The sequence below is a fragment of the Microcoleus sp. ARI1-B5 genome, from assembly GCF_036705795.1.
Taxonomy (GTDB): domain Bacteria; phylum Cyanobacteriota; class Cyanobacteriia; order Cyanobacteriales; family Microcoleaceae; genus Microcoleus.
This window is the reverse complement of sequence record NZ_JAUBVK010000022.1, coordinates 70,958-89,076: the sequence shown is the minus strand read 5'-3', so window position 1 is coordinate 89,076 and position 18,119 is coordinate 70,958. Positions and strand designations below refer to the sequence as shown.

The window sequence follows — 18,119 nt, the reverse complement described above, 5'->3', positions numbered from 1 at the left end:
AGCCTTAGTCCTACTTTGCTAAAGACGTTTCAAAAAAACGTCAATACACAAACTTTAAGCTGTGGTAATACTTACCACTTTGCCGCCACCTTTGTTGATTTGCTGCAAGCGGCTCGAAAGTTGCTCGTAAGGCACGAGATATTCGGTAGTAGCCCGCCGCACTTGGGGCGAAAAATTAGCCGCACCTTGCATTGCGGTGACTCGGTAGAGTTGGCCGCTCCAAGGGCCGGAAGTCCCGCCAAGGGCTTGGACGGTGGAGGCTGTGTGTATCGGCGAAGCCATATTTCTCGCTACTTCCCAAGTCAGCCGGGCTTGAGTTTGGTTTTGCGATCGATCGCTAGAAGCAAAACCCCGGTACAGTTGAAACATCCGGTTAAAACCGACAGTTTTTTGATTTCTTTGAGTCGCGAAACCGCCATAGTAAGGCACTATACTTTCGCCAAAATTTTCTTGATACTCAACTGAGTCAATCTAAGAATTGATTTCAGCTTCGTAGCCTTCTGCATTATACAAATCAACGTGGAAAGCAATTTCCGACTCGTCCTAGGGAGCGCGGCCCAACAAATGCTTGTAATTAAGCTCGATTAACCGCGTTTGCGAGTTCGGATAAAAAAACTTTTTCCGATAAATTTCGGAATGTGCAATTGACCGCACAAAATCTTTCACTGAAATCTGCCCTTGCTGCTGCAGAGATTCAGCACTGGTAAGTCCTTCGCTCGACATTAAATACTCGTTGCCGAAAACTTGGCTGTAACCGGCGCGAATTACTGCTTTCGCATCCTCTTGCGTGCTGTGGGGACGCAGTTCTCGCCGTCCCGCTTCTTCAAATGCTTTTATTCCCAACCGTTCTGCTGCACTCAATCCCCCCCATTTTCGCTTCTTCCTTGTTTGCTTTAAAATTTGACCACTGCTTAAAAAAGTATTTGCAAAACTAGGCTTCGATCGCAGATGCCCGGAACTCTAAACAACCGCTAACACTCAAGCTAACAGTAGCTTAGAATTCCGGGCATCACGCAAATCTAGCTTAGAGCGTTGATTGCGTAGTCGATGTAGGAATTCGCTTCAGTTGCAGCGTCGCCACTGAGACCGTGGTTGCTTTTGATGTACTTGAGGGCTTCAACGTACCAGCTAGGAGACAATTCAAATGTCCGGTTGATTTCGTCAACACCTGCAATCAGGTACTCGTCCATCGGACCGGTGCCGCCTGCAACTAAGCAGTAGGTTACCATCCGCAGGTAGTAGCCGATGTCGCGAGAGCACTTAGCTTTACCGGTTGGGGTAGAAGCGTAGTTGGGGCCTTGCATTTGTTGGGTGTACGGGAATTTGTTGTACACAGCTTGAGCTGCACCGTCGATCAAGCGCTGAGAATTGGCGGTCAACGCTTTGGCTGCTTCCAAACCTGCTGCTGCTTGGCGGAAACGGCCGAAGGCGACTTGCAGTTCAGTGCTGCTCAGGAAACGGCCTTGAGAATCGGCTGCGGTTACTGCTTCAGTCAAAGGGGTTTTCATTGTTCTGGTGTCTCCCTAATGTTGTGTTGTTTTTGTACAAAAATGATTGTTTGCAAAAATGCGATGCTCGCTTCTTTACAAGAAAGGTTCGCTTGGCTATTTTTAGCCGACTGCACTGGCTGCGCGGTCGAAGTAGCTGCCGATTTCAGACATCAGCGAGCTGCAATCACCACGGGTAACGCCGTTGGGGTCGTTAGCGATCGCGATCGCTGCTTCCTTCATTTTTTGCACACCGGCTGCAACCGAGCCACCGGGAACTCCCAGAGCTTGGTAGGTTTCGCGCAGACCGTTCAAACAGCGGTCGTCCAAAACGCTGGCGTCGCCTGCAAATGTTGCGTAGGTCACGTAGCGCAAGATGATTTCCATATCGCGCAAGCACGCTGCCATGCGGCGGTTGGTGTACGCATTGCCACCAGGAGCGATCAGTTGTGGCTGTTCGGCGAACAGGGTGCGAGCTGCATTGGCTACGATGCTGGATGCGTTGCCGGTGATGCGGTTTACTGCGTCAATCCGCTTGTTGGCGTCGGAAACCATGCTGCTGAGAGCATCGAGTTGGCCCTGAGCTAGAAATTCGCCCCGAGCGTCAGATTGGGAAACCACTTTTGTAAATGCGTCAAACATGAAACAACTCTCCTACTTGAGTTAATTGAGTTTGGTTGCGGTATAAAACCGTTAAGTTAAATTTGTTCAGGCTGTTAAGCCTGCAAGGGTTGAAGGTTGACGCCAGCTACTGCGCTGGCCTGCTCGTTCTCTCCCTTTCCGCTACCTGTACTATTGTGACATTGTAACGGACGTTTAAGAAACCTTAGAAAATTTTACACCTTTTATGAGATGCGACAAACTTTGTTAATCAGTGTTTTTGTTAACTTTCGCCTGTCGTTTCAACCCTCTGATAACCTTTATACAATGCTCGCGAGTCTTTGTTTGTTACAAATTATTACAGCAGCTTATCTGTATTAGAGATCCAAGTTGGGGTAACGGGAGACGGTTCGCCTGGAAAAAATGTGTAGTAGGGGTTATGCCCTCGTGCGTGTCTCTTGTGACGGCCAGATCGGGGGAGATTTTTTTTGCCTTCTGCAGAACTCCCTTGTGCCTGCAGACCGATCGCACCTGCCTGATGTCTGGGGTTTGACCGCATTGTTAAAAAAAAATTACGATAATTAAAATTTTGCCAAAAACAGGGTTCCGAAAGCGAGGGAAAGGCTAACAAAGCAGTCCGATCGCCGGTTAGCGTTAGCTTTCGGGATCTGAAGGAAAGCCATCGAAGAAGATCGCCCGCATCCAGAGATTGGCAGGCTAGCACCGATTGTCGATCGCCCTAAAGAGCGTGACAAATATTCGATCGACCAGCGAGAGATTGAGGACTTTGAGTGAAATCATTTGGACTTTGAGTCGGAGACCAGGGGGGAGGGCGATCGCAAGAGCCACTCCCATCACCCTAGTGCATCGCCCTAGGCTGCCTTAACCCGTTCGCACAGCAAATCAACCACAATTTCTGCTGAGCCGAGCGATCCCTCTTGCCAACCCGGTAGGTAGCTGAGATAGTCGCCCGCCAGATAAACATTCAAGTGCGGGTTATATTGCCGGTTCAACTTTTCATAGAACCCGCGGGTCTGGGATTTGCGGCTGGTGTGGCTATCCCAACCCCCCTCAAAGTAGGGCATATCCTGCCAAGAAACAGTGAGCGCCGTTTCCTGCATCACATGGTTGCTATAGCCTGGATGCAGTTTTTCGCCACCCTTGAGAGCCAAGGAGATGCGATCTTCCCGCGACAGTGCGCCAAACACCCGCGCTTCTCGACCGCGATTATAGGCAGCAGTGAGAATTCCCCGTTGGGTGTGGAAGCCACTGGAGGGATACCAAACTTGGGAGATCAAAGTAGACCATTGACGATCGCGCGCGATCGGAGTCGCTTGGGCATACAGTTCCCGGATTTTTTCTGCCGTTAGCGGCGAGCCATTTTTCTCCGCTTGGAACGCCTGTCGCAGGGCATCAGGCCAATCAGTTTTCATCCAGCTAATCCCGCCATAGATCGGCTCATTACCAGGCTGATAGAGGGGGCCATCGCCCACTTCCCAAAACCGAGTCTTGGTTTGCCAGCCCACCTTGGTAGACGGGATATAGTCAAACTTGTTCAGGCATTCGGCACAGGCACGATCCGCTGATTTGAAGACCTTCGCCAACTGTTTGGGGGTCATGGTCGATACGCAGAAGTCTGCCTTCTCACTGCCTCCTTCATAGGCTACCGTCACTCCATTGCCTGTGGATTCAATGGCTTTCACCGGGCGACTGAGTACCACCAAATCGGCAACGGTGCGGTTGCCCGGAACCGATTGCTTCAGGAAAGCCCGCCACAGCATATCCATGCCACCCACTGGTTGAAGCAGCGAATTTTGCCACTCGTAGCGCAGGGGGTTGTTAACTTCCCCGGCCCAGAACATCGATCGCAGCACTTCTTCTAGTTCCAGCACCGGCAAGGGGTTGCCCTCGTTGACCCCAGCCCAAGCGGGCAATTGGTCGCGGAAGCTATAGCCCAAGCGGGAGGAATTTTCCAGGAACGGTTCGCGCAGTTTTGCTAGGGAGGCGGGCTCCTCAGGCAGGGCATTGGTATAATCGCCAAAATGCCCCGCAAAGATGGCTCGCAAAATTTCCCGCCGACGCCCCGGTGACAGTTCAGTGAGGTTATATTCATCGAAGAACATCCGGACGAAATCGTCCTCGGTGAACACGCGATCGAGCGCCCTGTCTAGTGCAGTGCCAGGGGTCTTAGCCAAAACCTCGGCCACCTGATTGTAGAGGCTGCCCTGAAGCTGGCGGAACAGCACAGGTTTCCCCTGGTTGAAGTTGTTGCTCTGGTAATGATTGGCCGTGGAAAGAAAAATGAATGGCTCCAGGGCTACATTGAATTGGCGGCAATATTTCAGCACCGTTTCATGGTGGTGCGGAATTCGCCCAGGGCCAGCGTTGAGGTAGGGATCGGGAGCACCTGCTGTGAAGCCACAGGTTTGCAAGTCACCGCCTGCTTCTCGAAAACTCTCGCCCGGACGCACGGTGAGGGAACGACCGCCGATGCGATTGTTGGCTTCAAACACCCGTACTTCAAAGCCGCGGTTAGCCAACAAGTAAGCGGTACAGAGTCCGGCCACACCCGCCCCAATCACAATTACTTTTTTCCCTTGCCCTATGTTGCCTGCAGGGAAGCGGGGCGTTTGGGCGTTGGCGGCGTAGGGATTGGGAGTTAGACCCAAGCTAGCCAGACTGCGATGAACAGCAGCGGCTCCACCAAAACCTGCCAAGGCATACAGAAAATGGCGGCGAGTAATGGCTTGTCCAGAACTGCTGACTAAATAACGTTTTCGTAACATAAATCCTGCCTCACACTTGATTTCGATCGTCATCTCGAAGAACGCCTAATACTGACAAAATATCATTAATCGATCCAGGTAAAATATTATTAATTTACCAACACCTACCGAAAGTGTGGAAACCCCTTGTGAAGAGCTGGTTTCTTATAGTGTGATTCATCCATTATTTAATGCAACAATAGCGAACAAAACGAGCAGTATGAATCGCCTCACCAAGTGCATCGTGCGGCTGGTGCGTTCCCTCAAGTTTTGCTTCAAATACCAGAAGATTTATGCTCGTGAATGTAGCATGGTTATAGTATAATTTCCCAGCCGTCTTGGAAGTATGAGGCTAGTATGAGGCTTTAGACCTAATTTTTTGGTAAGTTTGGTAAGGTGGATTAGTGCTATCAGCGGTAAATCTAGCAAAAGATCGAGAGAGCTACAGACCCAGAAGTGTCAAGCTTCCTGCTTCTTAACTCTTCCCCATACCCGTTGGCCGCATCCACCGGCCGCAGCCGTCCGGCCGCATCCACCTTTATGCCCCACGCTCGATCGTAATTTATGTCTTCAAATTCTCCCTCTTCTTGGCACACCGTAGCAATTGACAAAACCCTCCAGCAGCTAAGCAGCAACAAAGACGCAGGCTTGAGCGGGCAACAGGTGTCAGAACGCTTGCAGCAATACGGCCCCAACGAACTAGAAGAAACAGGAGGCCGCAGTCCGTGGTCGATATTTGTCGATCAGTTCACCAACATCATGTTGGTAATGCTGATGTTTGTGGCCGTGGTTTCTGCATTCTTAGATATCAAATCGAATACTTTTCCCAAAGATGCGATCGCCATTTTTGCGATCGTCATACTCAACGGCATTCTCGGCTATTTCCAAGAGCAAAGTGCCGAAAAAGCCCTCGCAGCCCTCAAAAACCTCGCTTCCCCCCTAGTTCGAGTCCTGCGAGACGGCAAAACTTCGGAAATAGCAGCCAAGGAACTCGTACCCGGAGACGTAATGCTGTTGGAGGCTGGGGTAAAAATAGCAGCAGACGGACGGCTGATCGAATCGAACAACCTGCAAGTCAGAGAATCTGCTTTGACGGGAGAAGCTCTAGCAGTTACCAAGCAAGCAGAGCTAGAACTTCCCGAAGATGCTTCCTTGGGCGATCGGCTTAACTTGATTTTTCAGGGTACAGAAGTTGTTCAGGGACGGGCCAAGGCGATCGTCACCAACACCGGAATGCAAACTGAACTGGGCAAAATTGCCGCCATGCTTCAGTCAGTAGAAAGCGAACCGACTCCCCTGCAACAGCGGATGGGACAGTTGGGAAATGTTCTAGTCTCCGGCGCCCTAGGCTTAGTCGCAATTGTGGTCATCGGCGGCATGATTACCTTCAACAACGGCAGCATCGGTTTCGATACCAGCAGATTTGAAGAACTGTTAGAAGTTTCTCTCAGCATGGCAGTTGCTGTCGTTCCCGAAGGACTCGCCGCCGTCGTGACAGTTACTTTGGCGCTCGGAACTAGGCGGATGGTGAAGCGAAACGCCTTGATTCGCAAACTTCCGGCTGTAGAAACTTTGGGCTCGGTAACAACCATTTGTTCCGACAAAACAGGTACTCTGACTCAAAATAAAATGGTAGTGCAGCTAGTGTCTACGGGCGACTGCACTGTCGGCGTTGGAGGCTCCGGCTATGCCCCGATCGGAGATTTTACCGATCGCCATACATCGGCCCAAATTAATAATTTAGAAGAATATCCAGAACTCGAATCTTTATTAATTGCCTGTGCAGTTTGCAACGACGCAGTATTGCAGCAAGAACAGCAAGAATGGAAGATTTTGGGCGACCCCACGGAGGGAGCTCTGCTTTCTTTAGCGGGAAAAGCAGGCATTTATAGGGAAAAACAGTCTCAATTGTTGCAGCGCACGGCGGAATTTCCTTTTTCTTCGGAACGCAAGCGGATGAGCGTGATTTGCGAAGTGCCCGGCCGATCGGGACATTCGGGATTTCCCGCAGAAAACGGACAGCAGCCGAATTATTTGATGCTGACCAAAGGTTCTCCCGAGTTGACTTTGGAGCGCTGCAAAGGCATTATAGTCGCCGATCGAGTACAACCTTTAAGCCGGGAAATGCGCGATCGCATCCTCGCCGAAAACAACAACATGGCAAGCGCAGGTTTGCGAGTCCTCGGGTTTGCATACAAAATCTGGGAAAACGTGCCGCCCGAAGGTTCTGAGGAAACCAGCGAACAAGACATGATTTGGCTGGGACTCGTCAGTATGCTGGACGCCCCGCGCCCGGAAGTGCGGGAAGCAGTGGTGAAGTGCCGCGATGCAGGGATTCGGGTGGTGATGATTACAGGAGACCACCAGTTGACAGCAAAAGCGATCGCCTACGATTTAGGTATTGCTAGAGAGGGCGATCGAGTTCTCACCGGTCAAGAATTAGAAAAGCTCAGCCAAGAAGAACTCAAACAGCAAGTCGAACACGTTAGCGTTTACGCCCGCGTTTCCCCAGAACACAAATTGCGAATAGTCCAAGCTTTGCAAAGTTGGGGCAAATTTGTAGCGATGACCGGCGACGGCGTTAACGACGCCCCCGCCTTGAAACAAGCCGATATCGGCATCGCAATGGGGATTACCGGCACCGATGTCAGCAAAGAAGCTAGCGATATGGTGCTCCTCGACGACAACTTCGCAACTATTGTCGCCGCCGCTGAAGAAGGGCGAGTGGTTTATACCAACATTCGCCGCTTTATTAAGTACATTTTGGGCAGCAACATCGGCGAAGTTTTGACAATTGCGGCCGCACCTTTATTGGGTTTGGGAGGAGTGCCGCTGACGCCGCTGCAAATTTTGTGGATGAACTTAGTCACAGACGGGGTTCCCGCTTTGGCCTTGGCCGTGGAACCGGCAGAACCGAACGTGATGAAAAGGCCTCCTTTCAGTCCGCGAGAAAGTATTTTTGCGCGGGGTTTGGGTTCTTACATGATTCGGATCGGGATTATTTTTGCAATTTTGACGATCGCGATGATGTCCTGGGCTTACGGATATACTCACGCTCCCGGACACGGCGATCCAGATGCTTGGAAAACAATGGTGTTTACAACTCTGTGTTTGGCGCAAATGGGTCACGCGATCGCAATTCGGTCTAACACTCAGCTTACTATCGAGTTAAATCCCTTGACTAACGTTTTTGTTTGGGGAGCTGTGATTGTTACTACTGCTTTGCAATTGATGCTAATTTACGTTCCGCCGCTGAGAGCATTTTTCGGCACTCACTATTTGACGCCTTTTGAATTGCTAATTTGCTTCGGTTTCAGCGCCCTGATGTTTGTCTGGATTGAAATGGAAAAGCTGTTTGTACGCTTGTACAAAACTCGGAAATAGTGTTAGTGGCTAACGAATAATGAAGGATATTTCATTATTCGTTAGTTCGTTTATATTTAGCGATATTTAAAATCATAGAATAGACTTGAATTGTATTCATTCGCTCTTAGGTCTTAAAATCATCTGCGTTTATTTGTGTTAATCTGCTTTACATCTGCGGTTTACCGATAGATCAAAGATTTATCTAAGCAGTCTACTATATTGCAGATTACAAATGACCTGTTTGACCAATTACCAATTACCAATTACCAATTACCAGTTACCAATTACCAATTACCAATTACTAATATTATGTATTTGAAAACGCTGCACCTACGGCAGTTTCGGAACTACTTCGATCAAAAGGTAGCCTTTGACGCTCCCAAAACCATTTTAGTAGGAAATAACGCCCAAGGAAAATCTAACCTGTTAGAAGCGGTAGAGTTGCTTTCCACCTTAAAAAGCCACAGGGTATCGCGCGATCGCGATTTAATCCTCGACTCAAAGCCGCTCGCCCAAATTGATGCTACACTAGAACGTCAAACCGGAGCGATCGACTTATCTTTAACACTGCGCCAAGCGGCGCGCCGCAACCTGAAGCTCAACGGCGAACCGCTGCGCCGCCATTTAGACTTCTTGAGCGTCTTAAATGTAGTACAATTTTCTTGTTTGGATTTGGACTTAGTGCGCGGCGGGCCAGAAGGCAGGCGCAATTGGATCGATCGGCTAGTCATCCAACTAGAGCCGATTTACGCTCACATTTTGCACCAGTACAACCAAATTTTGCGCCAGCGAAACGCTCTGTTAAAACGTTCTAAAGAAATCAGAAAAGCGGAATTTTCCGAAAGTTTTGACAAAAACCGATTTCTGCAACCCGAAAATCCCGAACCGGAAAATACAGAAGACTTACCAATTCCCAGCGCCCAATCCCCAATTAAGAGCTCAGAATTAGCTTTGTGGGACGCGCAATTGGCGACAGCGGGGGCTCGCGTGATCCGCAGGCGCGATCGAGTTTTGGAACGATTGATGCCATTAGCTCGAAATTGGCACGGTTCAATTAGCGGTTCAACAGAAATTTTAGATGTCAAATACGATGCTAATATTGAAGTAAGCTCGGAATTAATCGGTAAAGACAATCTCGAAGGAGTGCGGCAAGCATTTTTAGAGAAAATTCAAAAAAGGGCGATCGCAGAACAGTTTCAAGGAACCACCTTAGTCGGCCCGCACCGCGACGACATTACATTTACAATTAACAATACCCCAGCGCGTCAATACGCATCCCAAGGGCAGCAGCGAACTCTCGTACTAGCATTAAAATTAGCCGAATTGCAGCTTATTGAAGAAGTCGTGGGCGAAGCACCTTTACTATTGCTCGACGACGTACTTGCAGAACTGGATTTGAGCCGCCAAAATCAACTTTTAGAAACAATTCAAGAACGATTTCAAACTCTGATTACTACGACTCACCTAGGTGCTTTTGACAGTCAGTGGCTGCGCCAAACCCAAATTCTCTCCGTTGTTTCCGGGAAAATTAATCGATTTTAAATTTGAGAGTTAATATTGATAAATCATATTATGTCCGCTCACTTACCCCTAATAAAAACAGTTTGTAGTGAGGACTTTAGTCCGCATCCATAACTAGGACTAAAGTCCTCACTACAAACCAATTTGATTGTGGCTGTTCGAGCGGATATGATATCAATCTACGTGAGATTGACAAATTTTCTGTTTTATGGTATCGCTGCAAAAATCTTGAAAAATTGACATTATTAGCTCAATTCGAGATAGGATAAAGATTAATTTTGATTGCCGCTTTCGCTTCCATTGTTCTAACCCTTATGAAGCATTACATTTCCCGTCTGTTAGCCCTGGTATTAGTTGTTGTCATCGGCGTAGCAGGCTGTACCAATGTTCCCGCCACTCTCAGCGGAGACTACAGCAAAGACACATTAGCATTAGTCAACAGCTTGAGAACAGCGCTCACATTGCCAGATGGCGCACCGGAAAAAGCAGCCGCTCAAGCCGCTGCTCGCACAAGTATCAATGATTTTTTCGCAGCATACCGCCGCGATCCCGCTCTTACCAAGCTGGCATCTTTCACGACAATGCGCACGGCATTAAACTCTTTGGCTGGACATTACAGTTCCTATCCCAACCGTCCCGTTCCTGAAAAGTTGAAAAAGCGTCTTGAGTCAGAATTTCAGCAGGTAGAATCTGCTCTCAACAGAGGGTCTTAATCTCAAAATTTTGGGAGAAAAGATAAATTTTAAGAATTCATCTTTCATCCTCGACATTTGAGAGTTAACAATTTTTAGTAGAAATATCAACTGCTTTTAGCGCCCAGTGTACCCAGGCGCTTTTTTTACTGGATTTACTGAAAAAATACTGAAACATTGAACTGAATATGATACCAAATCCGGCTTTTTTACTCGTTTACTCTTTAGTCCGCGAAAGCGGACATCGTTTGTATAGCAGCGGTTTCAACCGCGCCCGTCTAATCTTATTTTATCGCACAGACTCTAAATTGCCGCCAGACAGAATTTGCATTGTGCGATCGACTTGTGCCATAACTAGGTCAGTCGATTTTAGATTTGAGATTTGAGATTTTAGATTGACTCCACAGATTAATCTGGGAGATTTAACTTCGGTCTAAAATTTGGGATCTCCACAACTTAATTCGGGGGCTTGTACCCGTTTTTGGGCGGGGTCAATCTAAAAAAAAGTAGAAATTTTGTAGATGTGCGTCTGCGCGATCGCCAATCCGGCGATCGCCACCCAATTTAAACTAGAAAACCCGATTCAATTATCCCATGAAAATTGCACCAACTCGCATCGCGAACTTTCAACACCAGCGACGCTGTTTAAGTGCGGTAACTGCTGTTTTAACCAGTAGCTTCATCAGCCAGCTTGTTTTGCCCTTTATCGAAAATCAACCAGCATTTGCCGAAACATCAGCCTATTGCCAATTATCCAAAGAGCAAGTAAATCAAAAAGAAGACTTGCGCCGCGCCGCCCTGTCAGGAAAACCGGAATCCCAGCAAGCATATTTTGCCGTTTTGAGCAAACACGCCCGGGAAATAGCAGAATGCCGCCAAAAAACTTGGCCCCAAACCCAAGCAGTTTGGCTCCGTTTGTATCCCTGCGATGTCAGGCCAGGAGAAATCGATCGCGTATTAGACAAAGTTGTCAATAAAGGCTACAATCAAGTCTACGTCGAAGTGTTTTATGACGGTCAAGTGCTGCTCCCAGCCGCGGACAATCCAACTGCTTGGCCTTCTGTTTTGAGAAATCCCGGCTACGAGAAATACGACTTGCTGGAAAAGGCGATCGCCAAAGGCAAACAGCGAGGTTTAAAAGTATACGCCTGGTTATTTACCATGAACTTTGGGTATACCTATTCTCAGCGTTCCGACAGACAGCAAACCCTCGCTATAAACGGTAAAAATCAGACAAGTTTAACAGTAATTGAAGACGCAGCAATTAACGAGGACTTCGGAGAAGTTCCGGGCAATCAAGCCTTTATCGATCCGTACAACCCGCAAGCGAGGCAAGACTATACTTTGTTAGTAAATCAAATAGTCAAGCGCAAGCCGCAAGGAATGTTATTCGACTACATTCGCTATCTACGGGGCGTCGGACCCGCTTCAGTTGCTACCAAAGTTCAAGACTTGTGGATTTACGGCCCAGCATCGCAGCAAGTTCTTTTGCAGCGGGCTAACAATCAGCAAGGGCGAGATTTAATTCAGCGATATTTGACTAAAGGATTTATCAATACTAATGACGTTCAAGCCGTAGTCAAACAGTATCCGACCGAGCAAGAACCTCTTTGGCAGGGGCGAATTCCGATCCCTAAACCAATAGCAACTCCAGCTTCTATAAGGCAGAAGGCCGCATCAAAAGCAGCTTCAAACACTCCCGCTACAAAATCGCCAAACCCTGCAACTCCAACGCCCAAACCGACACCAACGCCGCCGCTTCCCGATACTGGCATTCTGCAAAAAGACCTCTGGCAACTGAGCGTTGCTCATGCAGTCCAAGGGATTTTAGATTTTTTAGGGATGGCAACTCAACCAGCTCAAAGGATGGGGATTCCTGTAGGAGCAGTGTTTTTTCCTAATGGGAATCAAAAGATAAATCAAGGGGGATTTGATTCGAGATTGCAGCCTTGGGACAGGTTTCCGGCTGGGGTGGAATTTCACGCGATGTCTTACGGAAATTGCGGGGATGTAAGCTGCATTGTGCCGCAGGTGCAGCGGGTAGTGAGTTTAGCGCCTCCGGGAGCAAAAATCATTCCTGCTATTGCCGGAGATTGGGGGAAATCTCTGAAAAATCGGCCGTCTTTGGAGGTGCAAATGCGGGCAATTCGCTCTGCAACGCCGCAAATTAATGCGGTGAGCCATTTTTCTTTTGGGTGGCAAGAACCGGAGGATGAAAGGGCTCGGCAGACTTGCCGGTTGTAGTGTAATTATTTGTAGGGACGCCGCAAATTGCGTCTCTACAAAACGGGATTTTGGCAAGTGGCTAACTGTTGGACAAACTCTTGATGTGCGTCACTGTTTAATCCGGCTTGAAGAGTTGCGATCGCACTTGGCAAATCTCCATTTATCAGCGCTGAAACTGCCAGCCACAATCCCGGAAAAACAAGGCTGCGGATAATTCCTTCAGCATCGGGTAGCAGAGAAATATATTCTTCTTCTTGCAAGGAAAACCAATCGATCCGGCGATTCATTACTTGCCAAACCAGATATTCTTTGACTCCATTGCGGCGGTAAACTCGCTTTTTGTCGCGCAGATCGATCGTAGCGGTACTTGCAGAAATTTCAGCAACAAATTCGGGTGCGCCTTCGATATATCCGTCATCGCTAAGGCAAGTTTGGCCGCCGCGTTGAGCATCAATTAGCAGTACAGCATCGGGTTGGGGTTCGTTATCTACGTCAAGACGCACGGTGGGATTATCGCCCAGACGCACGCCTGGAGTAGCAATTTTGTAAGTCCACAGCCAGCCCATTAAATCGGCATGAGGTTCGGCGTGGGGTTCAAAGCGTAAGGGTGAAGCCATATAAACAATTCCTTCAATCAATTCTGCTTTTTTGAGTGCTGGCATAGCGGTATAGCGCCGCTCGAATTCGGCACGGGTAAGCAAATCGCCATTTTCTAAAGGGGGGATCGTGATGTGGCTGAGATTTGCCGGAGCAATCATGGCTTTTCTCCTGTTGTGATGCGTCGGTATCTTAGATTTTAACTAATTTTAGGTAAAGTTGTAAGCGATAATTAGATCGTTAACAGCAAATAGTACAGTTAATGAATACCAGATTTACTAAAAGATCGTGGTTTAAAATCGCTATAATTATCGGTTGTATCGCCCTGATTTTACTTTTTCCCCATCGCTTAAAAACTGCGAATTCAAATTCGTTAGCCCAAATCCCCCCTTTTGGCAATCCTCCGCCAAACCTCCTGAAACCGCCCAAACCCCAAATACTTCCTTCTCCCGCCCCAACTCCGTCTCCCAAACCTCTCGTAGAACCTTTAGTATTCGCACCGCCGGCGCAATTTCGCAGCCAAATTGTTTATAAAGCAAGTATCAGCGACTCAAAAGTTATCGCCCTGACTTTTGACGATGGGCCAACTGCGGAAACTTTGCAAATATTAAAAATATTGCAGAAACATAACGCGGTAGCTACATTTTTCTGTTTGGGTGCAAATTTGCGAGAGAATCCAGAAATTGCCAAACAAGTAGTAAAGGCCGGAAATGCGATCGGCAATCATACTTGGCATCACTTTTATCACAATGTTAACGAAAAAACAGCATCGGATGAAATTGATAATACTGGCGTTCATATTTATCGATCGACTGGGGCGAAAAGTTTGTTGTTTCGCCCCCCCGGCGGCCGTTTAAATAACGGTTTCGCGGATTACGCGAAAAAGAAAAATTATGTAGTTGTCATGTGGTCGATCGACCCTAAAGACTTTTTGCAACCTTCGGCGGCTGCGATCGCCCGCAGCGTGCTGTCAAGAGCGACATCGGGGGCGATCGTATTGTTGCACGACGGCGGGGGCGATCGCCAGCAAACAGTCGAGGCCGTGTCGGCAATTATTCCCAAACTCAAACAGCAGGGATACCGTTTTGTAACCGTGCCGCAATTGCTGCAAATGCAAGCATCCCAAAAACAACAAACTGCCGACCAAAAACCTAAATAAATAGCGCTGCACACAACTTATAAAATGTAAAAAATTACCTGTACAAATACCAAAATTCAGAAAAATAGCAGTATAATAGAATTATAGTTATATAAAAATTCAACAAGGACACAAACACTCGCAGCCAAAGATATAAACATTCGCTACTTGATAGACAACTTCGGTCTTCAGCTAGCAGAAGATGAGCAATTTCTCAGAGAATTTCAAGAAGACTTGCCAGAAATCACCGATTTAGAAAAACAATTGCTAGATCGGCTGAAAGCCGGATTTATCAATTTACTTACCTATCCACCTTTACTGGAAAATGTAGTTAAGCTGTCAGTAGTCGGACCGCTGTTGTTTATTGCAGGCTTTTACCTGTCTCCTTTTCAGGTAAAAGCTGAAAAATCCATTCAAATTCAAGAAGAAGATGATGGTGTCATCATCGAAGGCCGACTAGATATTTTACTTTTAAAAGACCAGTTTTGGGTAATGGTAATTGAGTCAAAAAAAGCAGCTTTTTCCATAGAGGAAGGGCTGGGACAACTCCTCGCTTATATGTGGGCTAGTCCTCATCCAGAAAAACCTACTTTTGGCATGATTACTACTGGTGGCAACTTTATTTTTATTAAGTTAGTCAGAGGGGAAACTCCACGTTATGCTTTGTCAGAGCAATTTTCAATTCGCCGACGCGATAATGAACTGTACAGTGTTTTGCAGATATTTAAACGCCTGAGTCAACTCGCTTAAAATAGTAAATCATGGTACAAAAACTTCAAGCAAGAGACATCAACCTCCGCTATTTAATCGATAACTTTGGCTTGCAGCGAGTGCGTCAAGCTGATTTCTTCCCAGAATGGCAAGAAAAGTTGCCCGAAGTAACTCACATAGAAAAACAATTGCTCGATCGCGTTCAAGAAATCTACTACAACTTAGTAGACTCCCCGCCCGTGTTGGAAAATGCAGTCAAGCTGACAATTATCAGCCCCATTCTATTTATTGCTGGTCTGTACGAGTCTCCTTTTCAATTCAAAGCTGAAAAGTCTATCGCGATTGAAGAAGAAGACGAAGGCAGAATCATCGAATGCAGAATAGATATTCTGATTATGAAAGACAACTTTTGGGTGACAGTAATGGAATCCAAACAACTTGCGTTTTCAACTGACGCAGCACTTGCCCAACTCCTGACAGATATGCTGGTAAATCCCCATCCCCAAACTCCGACTTTTGGGATGATTGCCACAGGGGCTAACTTCATTTTTGTCAAGTTAGTCAGAGGGGAAAATCCACAGTATGCCCGATCTGCTGAATTTGTTATTTCCAATTCCGGCAATGAACTGTACCGCGTTTTGCAGATTTTAAAACGGCTGAGTCAATTGCCACACTAGCCATAAAAATTATTTTGAGTTATCATTTAAAAATGACAATATCTCAGATCGTATCAAAAAAAAACAATCAAATTGGTTTGTAGTGAGGACTTTAGTCCTCTGATTATGAGGACTAAAGTCCTCACTACAAACGGTTTTTATGATGGTAATTAACCGGACATGATATAATATCTCAAATTTATAAATTATGCGAGCATGGTAAATTACTGGATCGTCGGCACTGTAGCAATAGCTTCTGTCTTTTGGGCAGAAATCATCCGAGACTTTTATCACGTCGCGTCTCATTATGTGCCGCCCCTGCAAAAGCTGCACAATTGGCATCACCGCGTTTTCCGCCCGAATTTGACCCCCGTCAGCGAGACAATTTACAAGCAAGCACACTGGCGTCACGACGTGCCCGAAGCTGCGGCGATGATGGTTTTGGGCTTGTTGCTGTGGATTTTAGCTTATTTTTGGGTGCCGGAATATCACTGGGGCGCAGCAGCCGGTTGTATTTATACTTTAAGCTTTTTGTTGAGTGCGATCGCCCGCGCGATCGGCATCAAAGGCGCAGACGAGTTAACCGACATCACCCACCAACCCGGAGACTTCCAAACTATCCCCGGCAACTGGTTCGTGAATAAACCTTATCACTGGCGGCACCACTTCGACAATCAAAATGCTTACTATTGCGGTACTTTCACCTTAATAGATAAACTTATGGGTACAGCACTTTCTCTCAAAGGCAAAACTGTCGCCGTCACCGGCGCCTCGGGAACTTTAGGGCGTTTGCTTCTCAAACACCTGCACAAAGCTGGTGCAAAAGTTATCGCCCTCTCCTCTGGAAATGAGGAAATTACTGTGAATGTAGACGGCGAGATTTTGCCTGTAAAAACCGTAACTTGGCAAGCCGGCCAAGAGGCAGATTTAGCCAAATTGTTAGAAAAAATCGATATTCTCGTCATCAATCACGGGATTAACGTACAGAAAGAAAGAACACCAGAGGCGATCGCAAATTCATACGAAATTAACACTTTTTCCGCGTGGCGGCTGATGGAACTGTTTTTCTTAACAGTCCGCACTAACGAAAATATAGCTTGCAAAGAAGTCTGGATCAACACTTCCGAAGCAGAAGTGATTCCCGCTGTCAGTCCCCTGTACGAACTCAGCAAACGCGCCCTGGGAGATTTAGTCACCCTGCGCAGGCTGGATGCACCATGTATCGTGCGCAAACTGATTTTAGGGCCGTTCAAAAGTAACTTAAACCCGATCGGCATTATGTCTCCCGACTGGGTAGCGCAGCAAATTGTCAAACAAGCTAAAGCTGATGTCCGCAATATCATCGTGACAATCAATCCTTTGACTTTGATTGTTTTCCCAGTCAAAGAATTCTTTGTTTCTCTGTATTTCCAACTCTTCAGCCGCAAGACAGTTGCAGAGATTAAAGCAGCGGCGACATCGGAAAAATCCAGCGTTGAAGCCAAGATTAATTGACAAAGAAGAAACGCAGAAGACTGGGCGGTTGGAAAACGCGGCGACACAGGCAAAACCCGCCTCTGCGGGTTGAAGATAGGCGGTTAAATTTACCTTCTTTTCTTCAGTCGGCGTCCGGCGGACTTCCTTTGTGTAAACCTGGTTTCAACCGCCGAGTTTCGACTCTTATCTAATTACTAACCTCAGCCATTTCAATCACGCGGCCGTCATAATCCTTAACCAAAAAATTAAGCGGCTTTTCCCGGCGAATTTTATAACTAATGCCGCGAGTTTGCACCCTCATTAATAGCTGATCCAAACAATCGCGATCGAAACAAACATGACGTTCGCGATTTTTTTCGCCTACGCCAGCGCCGCTAATAATGTGCAGTTGGGTATTTTTCATCAACTGATACCACAAACCCTCGGGACTCCCCATCGTTTGAGAGCTCGTTCCCCTGCCGACATTCGGCGACAAATACAGCGGATCGATACCAGTTGTCCCCAAAGTTTGCTCGTAATTGTAGTAGTAATGCAGCGGCACTTCTGCTACGGGCAGGTTTAGCATACCTTCATAGAACTCCCTGGCTTGTGCGAGATCCGATACCATCACCGTGTGTACCTTCGGAGCACTGGTGAGAAACATCCACATCGCCCCCGCATAGGCGGCCAGCAGCATCACCATGATCCCTTGAGTCGAAAATAGGCCGTCCAGGGAGGGCAAAAAAGAGCTCAAGTACAAAGGCCCAAGTCCAAAAGCAATAAAACTAACTGCTAGAGTCATGAATTATAAGAAAGGGTAAACAACGAAATTTATCAAGATTGCGGTCGCGATCGCCCGCGAGACTTAAACTATTAGGCATCTAATATAGCAAAAACTAGCGGTT

At 47.3% G+C, this 18,119-nt stretch carries 13 protein-coding genes and 1 pseudogene; 8 read left to right on the top strand and 6 right to left on the bottom strand.

Features of this window, described 5'->3' with window-relative positions; all coding sequences use genetic code 11:
• Nucleotides 1-54 precede the first annotated feature (54 nt).
• The 4 genes and pseudogenes from QUB63_RS25565 to QUB63_RS25550 form a co-directional block, all read right to left on the bottom strand.
• Nucleotides 55-861: pseudogene (locus QUB63_RS25565) on the bottom strand (phycobilisome rod-core linker polypeptide).
• A 158-nt stretch (nt 862-1,019) separates the two neighbouring features.
• On the bottom strand, nt 1,020-1,508 hold the full coding sequence (cpcA, locus tag QUB63_RS25560) for a phycocyanin subunit alpha (RefSeq protein WP_332948148.1): 489 nt from the start codon (nt 1,506-1,508) through the stop codon (nt 1,020-1,022).
• Nucleotides 1,509-1,610: 102 nt separating this feature from the next.
• The gene (locus QUB63_RS25555; RefSeq protein WP_332948147.1) at nt 1,611-2,129 is read right to left on the bottom strand and encodes a phycocyanin subunit beta; all 519 of its coding nucleotides are present in this window, start codon (nt 2,127-2,129) and stop codon (nt 1,611-1,613) included.
• A gap of 830 nt (nt 2,130-2,959) precedes the next feature.
• Nucleotides 2,960-4,873 carry a flavin monoamine oxidase family protein gene (locus tag QUB63_RS25550; protein WP_332948145.1) on the bottom strand — a complete coding sequence of 638 codons (1,914 nt, stop codon included), beginning with the start codon at nt 4,871-4,873 and terminating at the stop codon, nt 2,960-2,962.
• 543 nt (nt 4,874-5,416) lie between these two features.
• Between QUB63_RS25550 and QUB63_RS25545 the strand changes: the two genes are divergently transcribed.
• The 4 genes from QUB63_RS25545 (at nt 5,417) to QUB63_RS25530 (ending at nt 12,675) form a co-directional block, all read left to right on the top strand.
• Nucleotides 5,417-8,236, top strand: coding sequence for a cation-translocating P-type ATPase (locus tag QUB63_RS25545; RefSeq protein WP_332948144.1), 2,820 nt, complete (start codon nt 5,417-5,419; stop codon nt 8,234-8,236).
• Nucleotides 8,237-8,527: 291 nt separating this feature from the next.
• Nucleotides 8,528-9,760, top strand: a complete 1,233-nt coding sequence (locus QUB63_RS25540) for a DNA replication/repair protein RecF (protein WP_332948188.1) — start codon at nt 8,528-8,530, stop codon at nt 9,758-9,760.
• A gap of 257 nt (nt 9,761-10,017) precedes the next feature.
• Nucleotides 10,018-10,452: a photosystem II protein Psb27 gene (psb27, locus tag QUB63_RS25535; protein WP_332948143.1), complete on the top strand. Its 435-nt coding sequence runs from the start codon at nt 10,018-10,020 to the stop codon at nt 10,450-10,452.
• 573 nt (nt 10,453-11,025) lie between these two features.
• Nucleotides 11,026-12,675: a family 10 glycosylhydrolase gene (locus tag QUB63_RS25530; protein WP_332948142.1), complete on the top strand. Its 1,650-nt coding sequence runs from the start codon at nt 11,026-11,028 to the stop codon at nt 12,673-12,675.
• Between the two features lie 35 nt (nt 12,676-12,710).
• Here QUB63_RS25530 and QUB63_RS25525 read toward each other — a convergent pair whose 3' ends face one another.
• Complete coding sequence (locus QUB63_RS25525) at nt 12,711-13,415, bottom strand: Uma2 family endonuclease (RefSeq protein ID WP_332948141.1); 705 nt, start codon at nt 13,413-13,415, stop codon at nt 12,711-12,713.
• Between the two features lie 101 nt (nt 13,416-13,516).
• On the opposite strand from QUB63_RS25525, the gene QUB63_RS25520 reads away from it, so the two are divergent.
• The 4 genes from QUB63_RS25520 (at nt 13,517) to QUB63_RS25505 (ending at nt 17,253) form a co-directional block, all read left to right on the top strand.
• Nucleotides 13,517-14,413: a polysaccharide deacetylase family protein gene (locus QUB63_RS25520; RefSeq protein ID WP_332948139.1), complete on the top strand. Its 897-nt coding sequence runs from the start codon at nt 13,517-13,519 to the stop codon at nt 14,411-14,413.
• A gap of 147 nt (nt 14,414-14,560) precedes the next feature.
• A complete protein-coding gene (locus QUB63_RS25515) occupies nt 14,561-15,142 on the top strand; it encodes a restriction endonuclease subunit R (RefSeq protein WP_332948138.1) in 582 nt (193 codons plus the stop codon).
• A gap of 11 nt (nt 15,143-15,153) precedes the next feature.
• Entirely contained in the window at nt 15,154-15,780 is a 627-nt protein-coding gene (locus QUB63_RS25510) for a restriction endonuclease subunit R (protein ID WP_332948137.1), read from the top strand.
• A 195-nt stretch (nt 15,781-15,975) separates the two neighbouring features.
• Nucleotides 15,976-17,253 carry a bifunctional sterol desaturase/short chain dehydrogenase gene (locus tag QUB63_RS25505; protein WP_332948136.1) on the top strand — a complete coding sequence of 426 codons (1,278 nt, stop codon included), beginning with the start codon at nt 15,976-15,978 and terminating at the stop codon, nt 17,251-17,253.
• A 169-nt stretch (nt 17,254-17,422) separates the two neighbouring features.
• Here QUB63_RS25505 and QUB63_RS25500 read toward each other — a convergent pair whose 3' ends face one another.
• Nucleotides 17,423-18,016 carry a glyoxalase-like domain protein gene (locus QUB63_RS25500; protein ID WP_332948135.1) on the bottom strand — a complete coding sequence of 198 codons (594 nt, stop codon included), beginning with the start codon at nt 18,014-18,016 and terminating at the stop codon, nt 17,423-17,425.
• Between the last annotated feature and the right edge of the window lie 103 nt (nt 18,017-18,119).

Bases quoted from the DNA above. Each gene is read 5' to 3' on its own strand.
- cpcA (WP_332948148.1), bottom strand. From the start codon at position 1,508: ATGAAAACCCCTTTGACTGAAGCAGTAACCGCAGCCGATTCTCAAGGC.
- QUB63_RS25555 (WP_332948147.1), bottom strand. From the start codon at position 2,129: ATGTTTGACGCATTTACAAAAGTGGTTTCCCAATCTGACGCTCGGGGC.
- QUB63_RS25550 (WP_332948145.1), bottom strand. From the start codon at position 4,873: ATGTTACGAAAACGTTATTTAGTCAGCAGTTCTGGACAAGCCATTACT.
- QUB63_RS25545 (WP_332948144.1), top strand. From the start codon at position 5,417: ATGTCTTCAAATTCTCCCTCTTCTTGGCACACCGTAGCAATTGACAAA.
- QUB63_RS25540 (WP_332948188.1), top strand. From the start codon at position 8,528: ATGTATTTGAAAACGCTGCACCTACGGCAGTTTCGGAACTACTTCGAT.
- QUB63_RS25530 (WP_332948142.1), top strand. From the start codon at position 11,026: ATGAAAATTGCACCAACTCGCATCGCGAACTTTCAACACCAGCGACGC.
- QUB63_RS25525 (WP_332948141.1), bottom strand. From the start codon at position 13,415: ATGATTGCTCCGGCAAATCTCAGCCACATCACGATCCCCCCTTTAGAA.
- QUB63_RS25520 (WP_332948139.1), top strand. From the start codon at position 13,517: ATGAATACCAGATTTACTAAAAGATCGTGGTTTAAAATCGCTATAATT.
- QUB63_RS25510 (WP_332948137.1), top strand. From the start codon at position 15,154: ATGGTACAAAAACTTCAAGCAAGAGACATCAACCTCCGCTATTTAATC.
- QUB63_RS25505 (WP_332948136.1), top strand. From the start codon at position 15,976: ATGGTAAATTACTGGATCGTCGGCACTGTAGCAATAGCTTCTGTCTTT.
- QUB63_RS25500 (WP_332948135.1), bottom strand. From the start codon at position 18,016: ATGACTCTAGCAGTTAGTTTTATTGCTTTTGGACTTGGGCCTTTGTAC.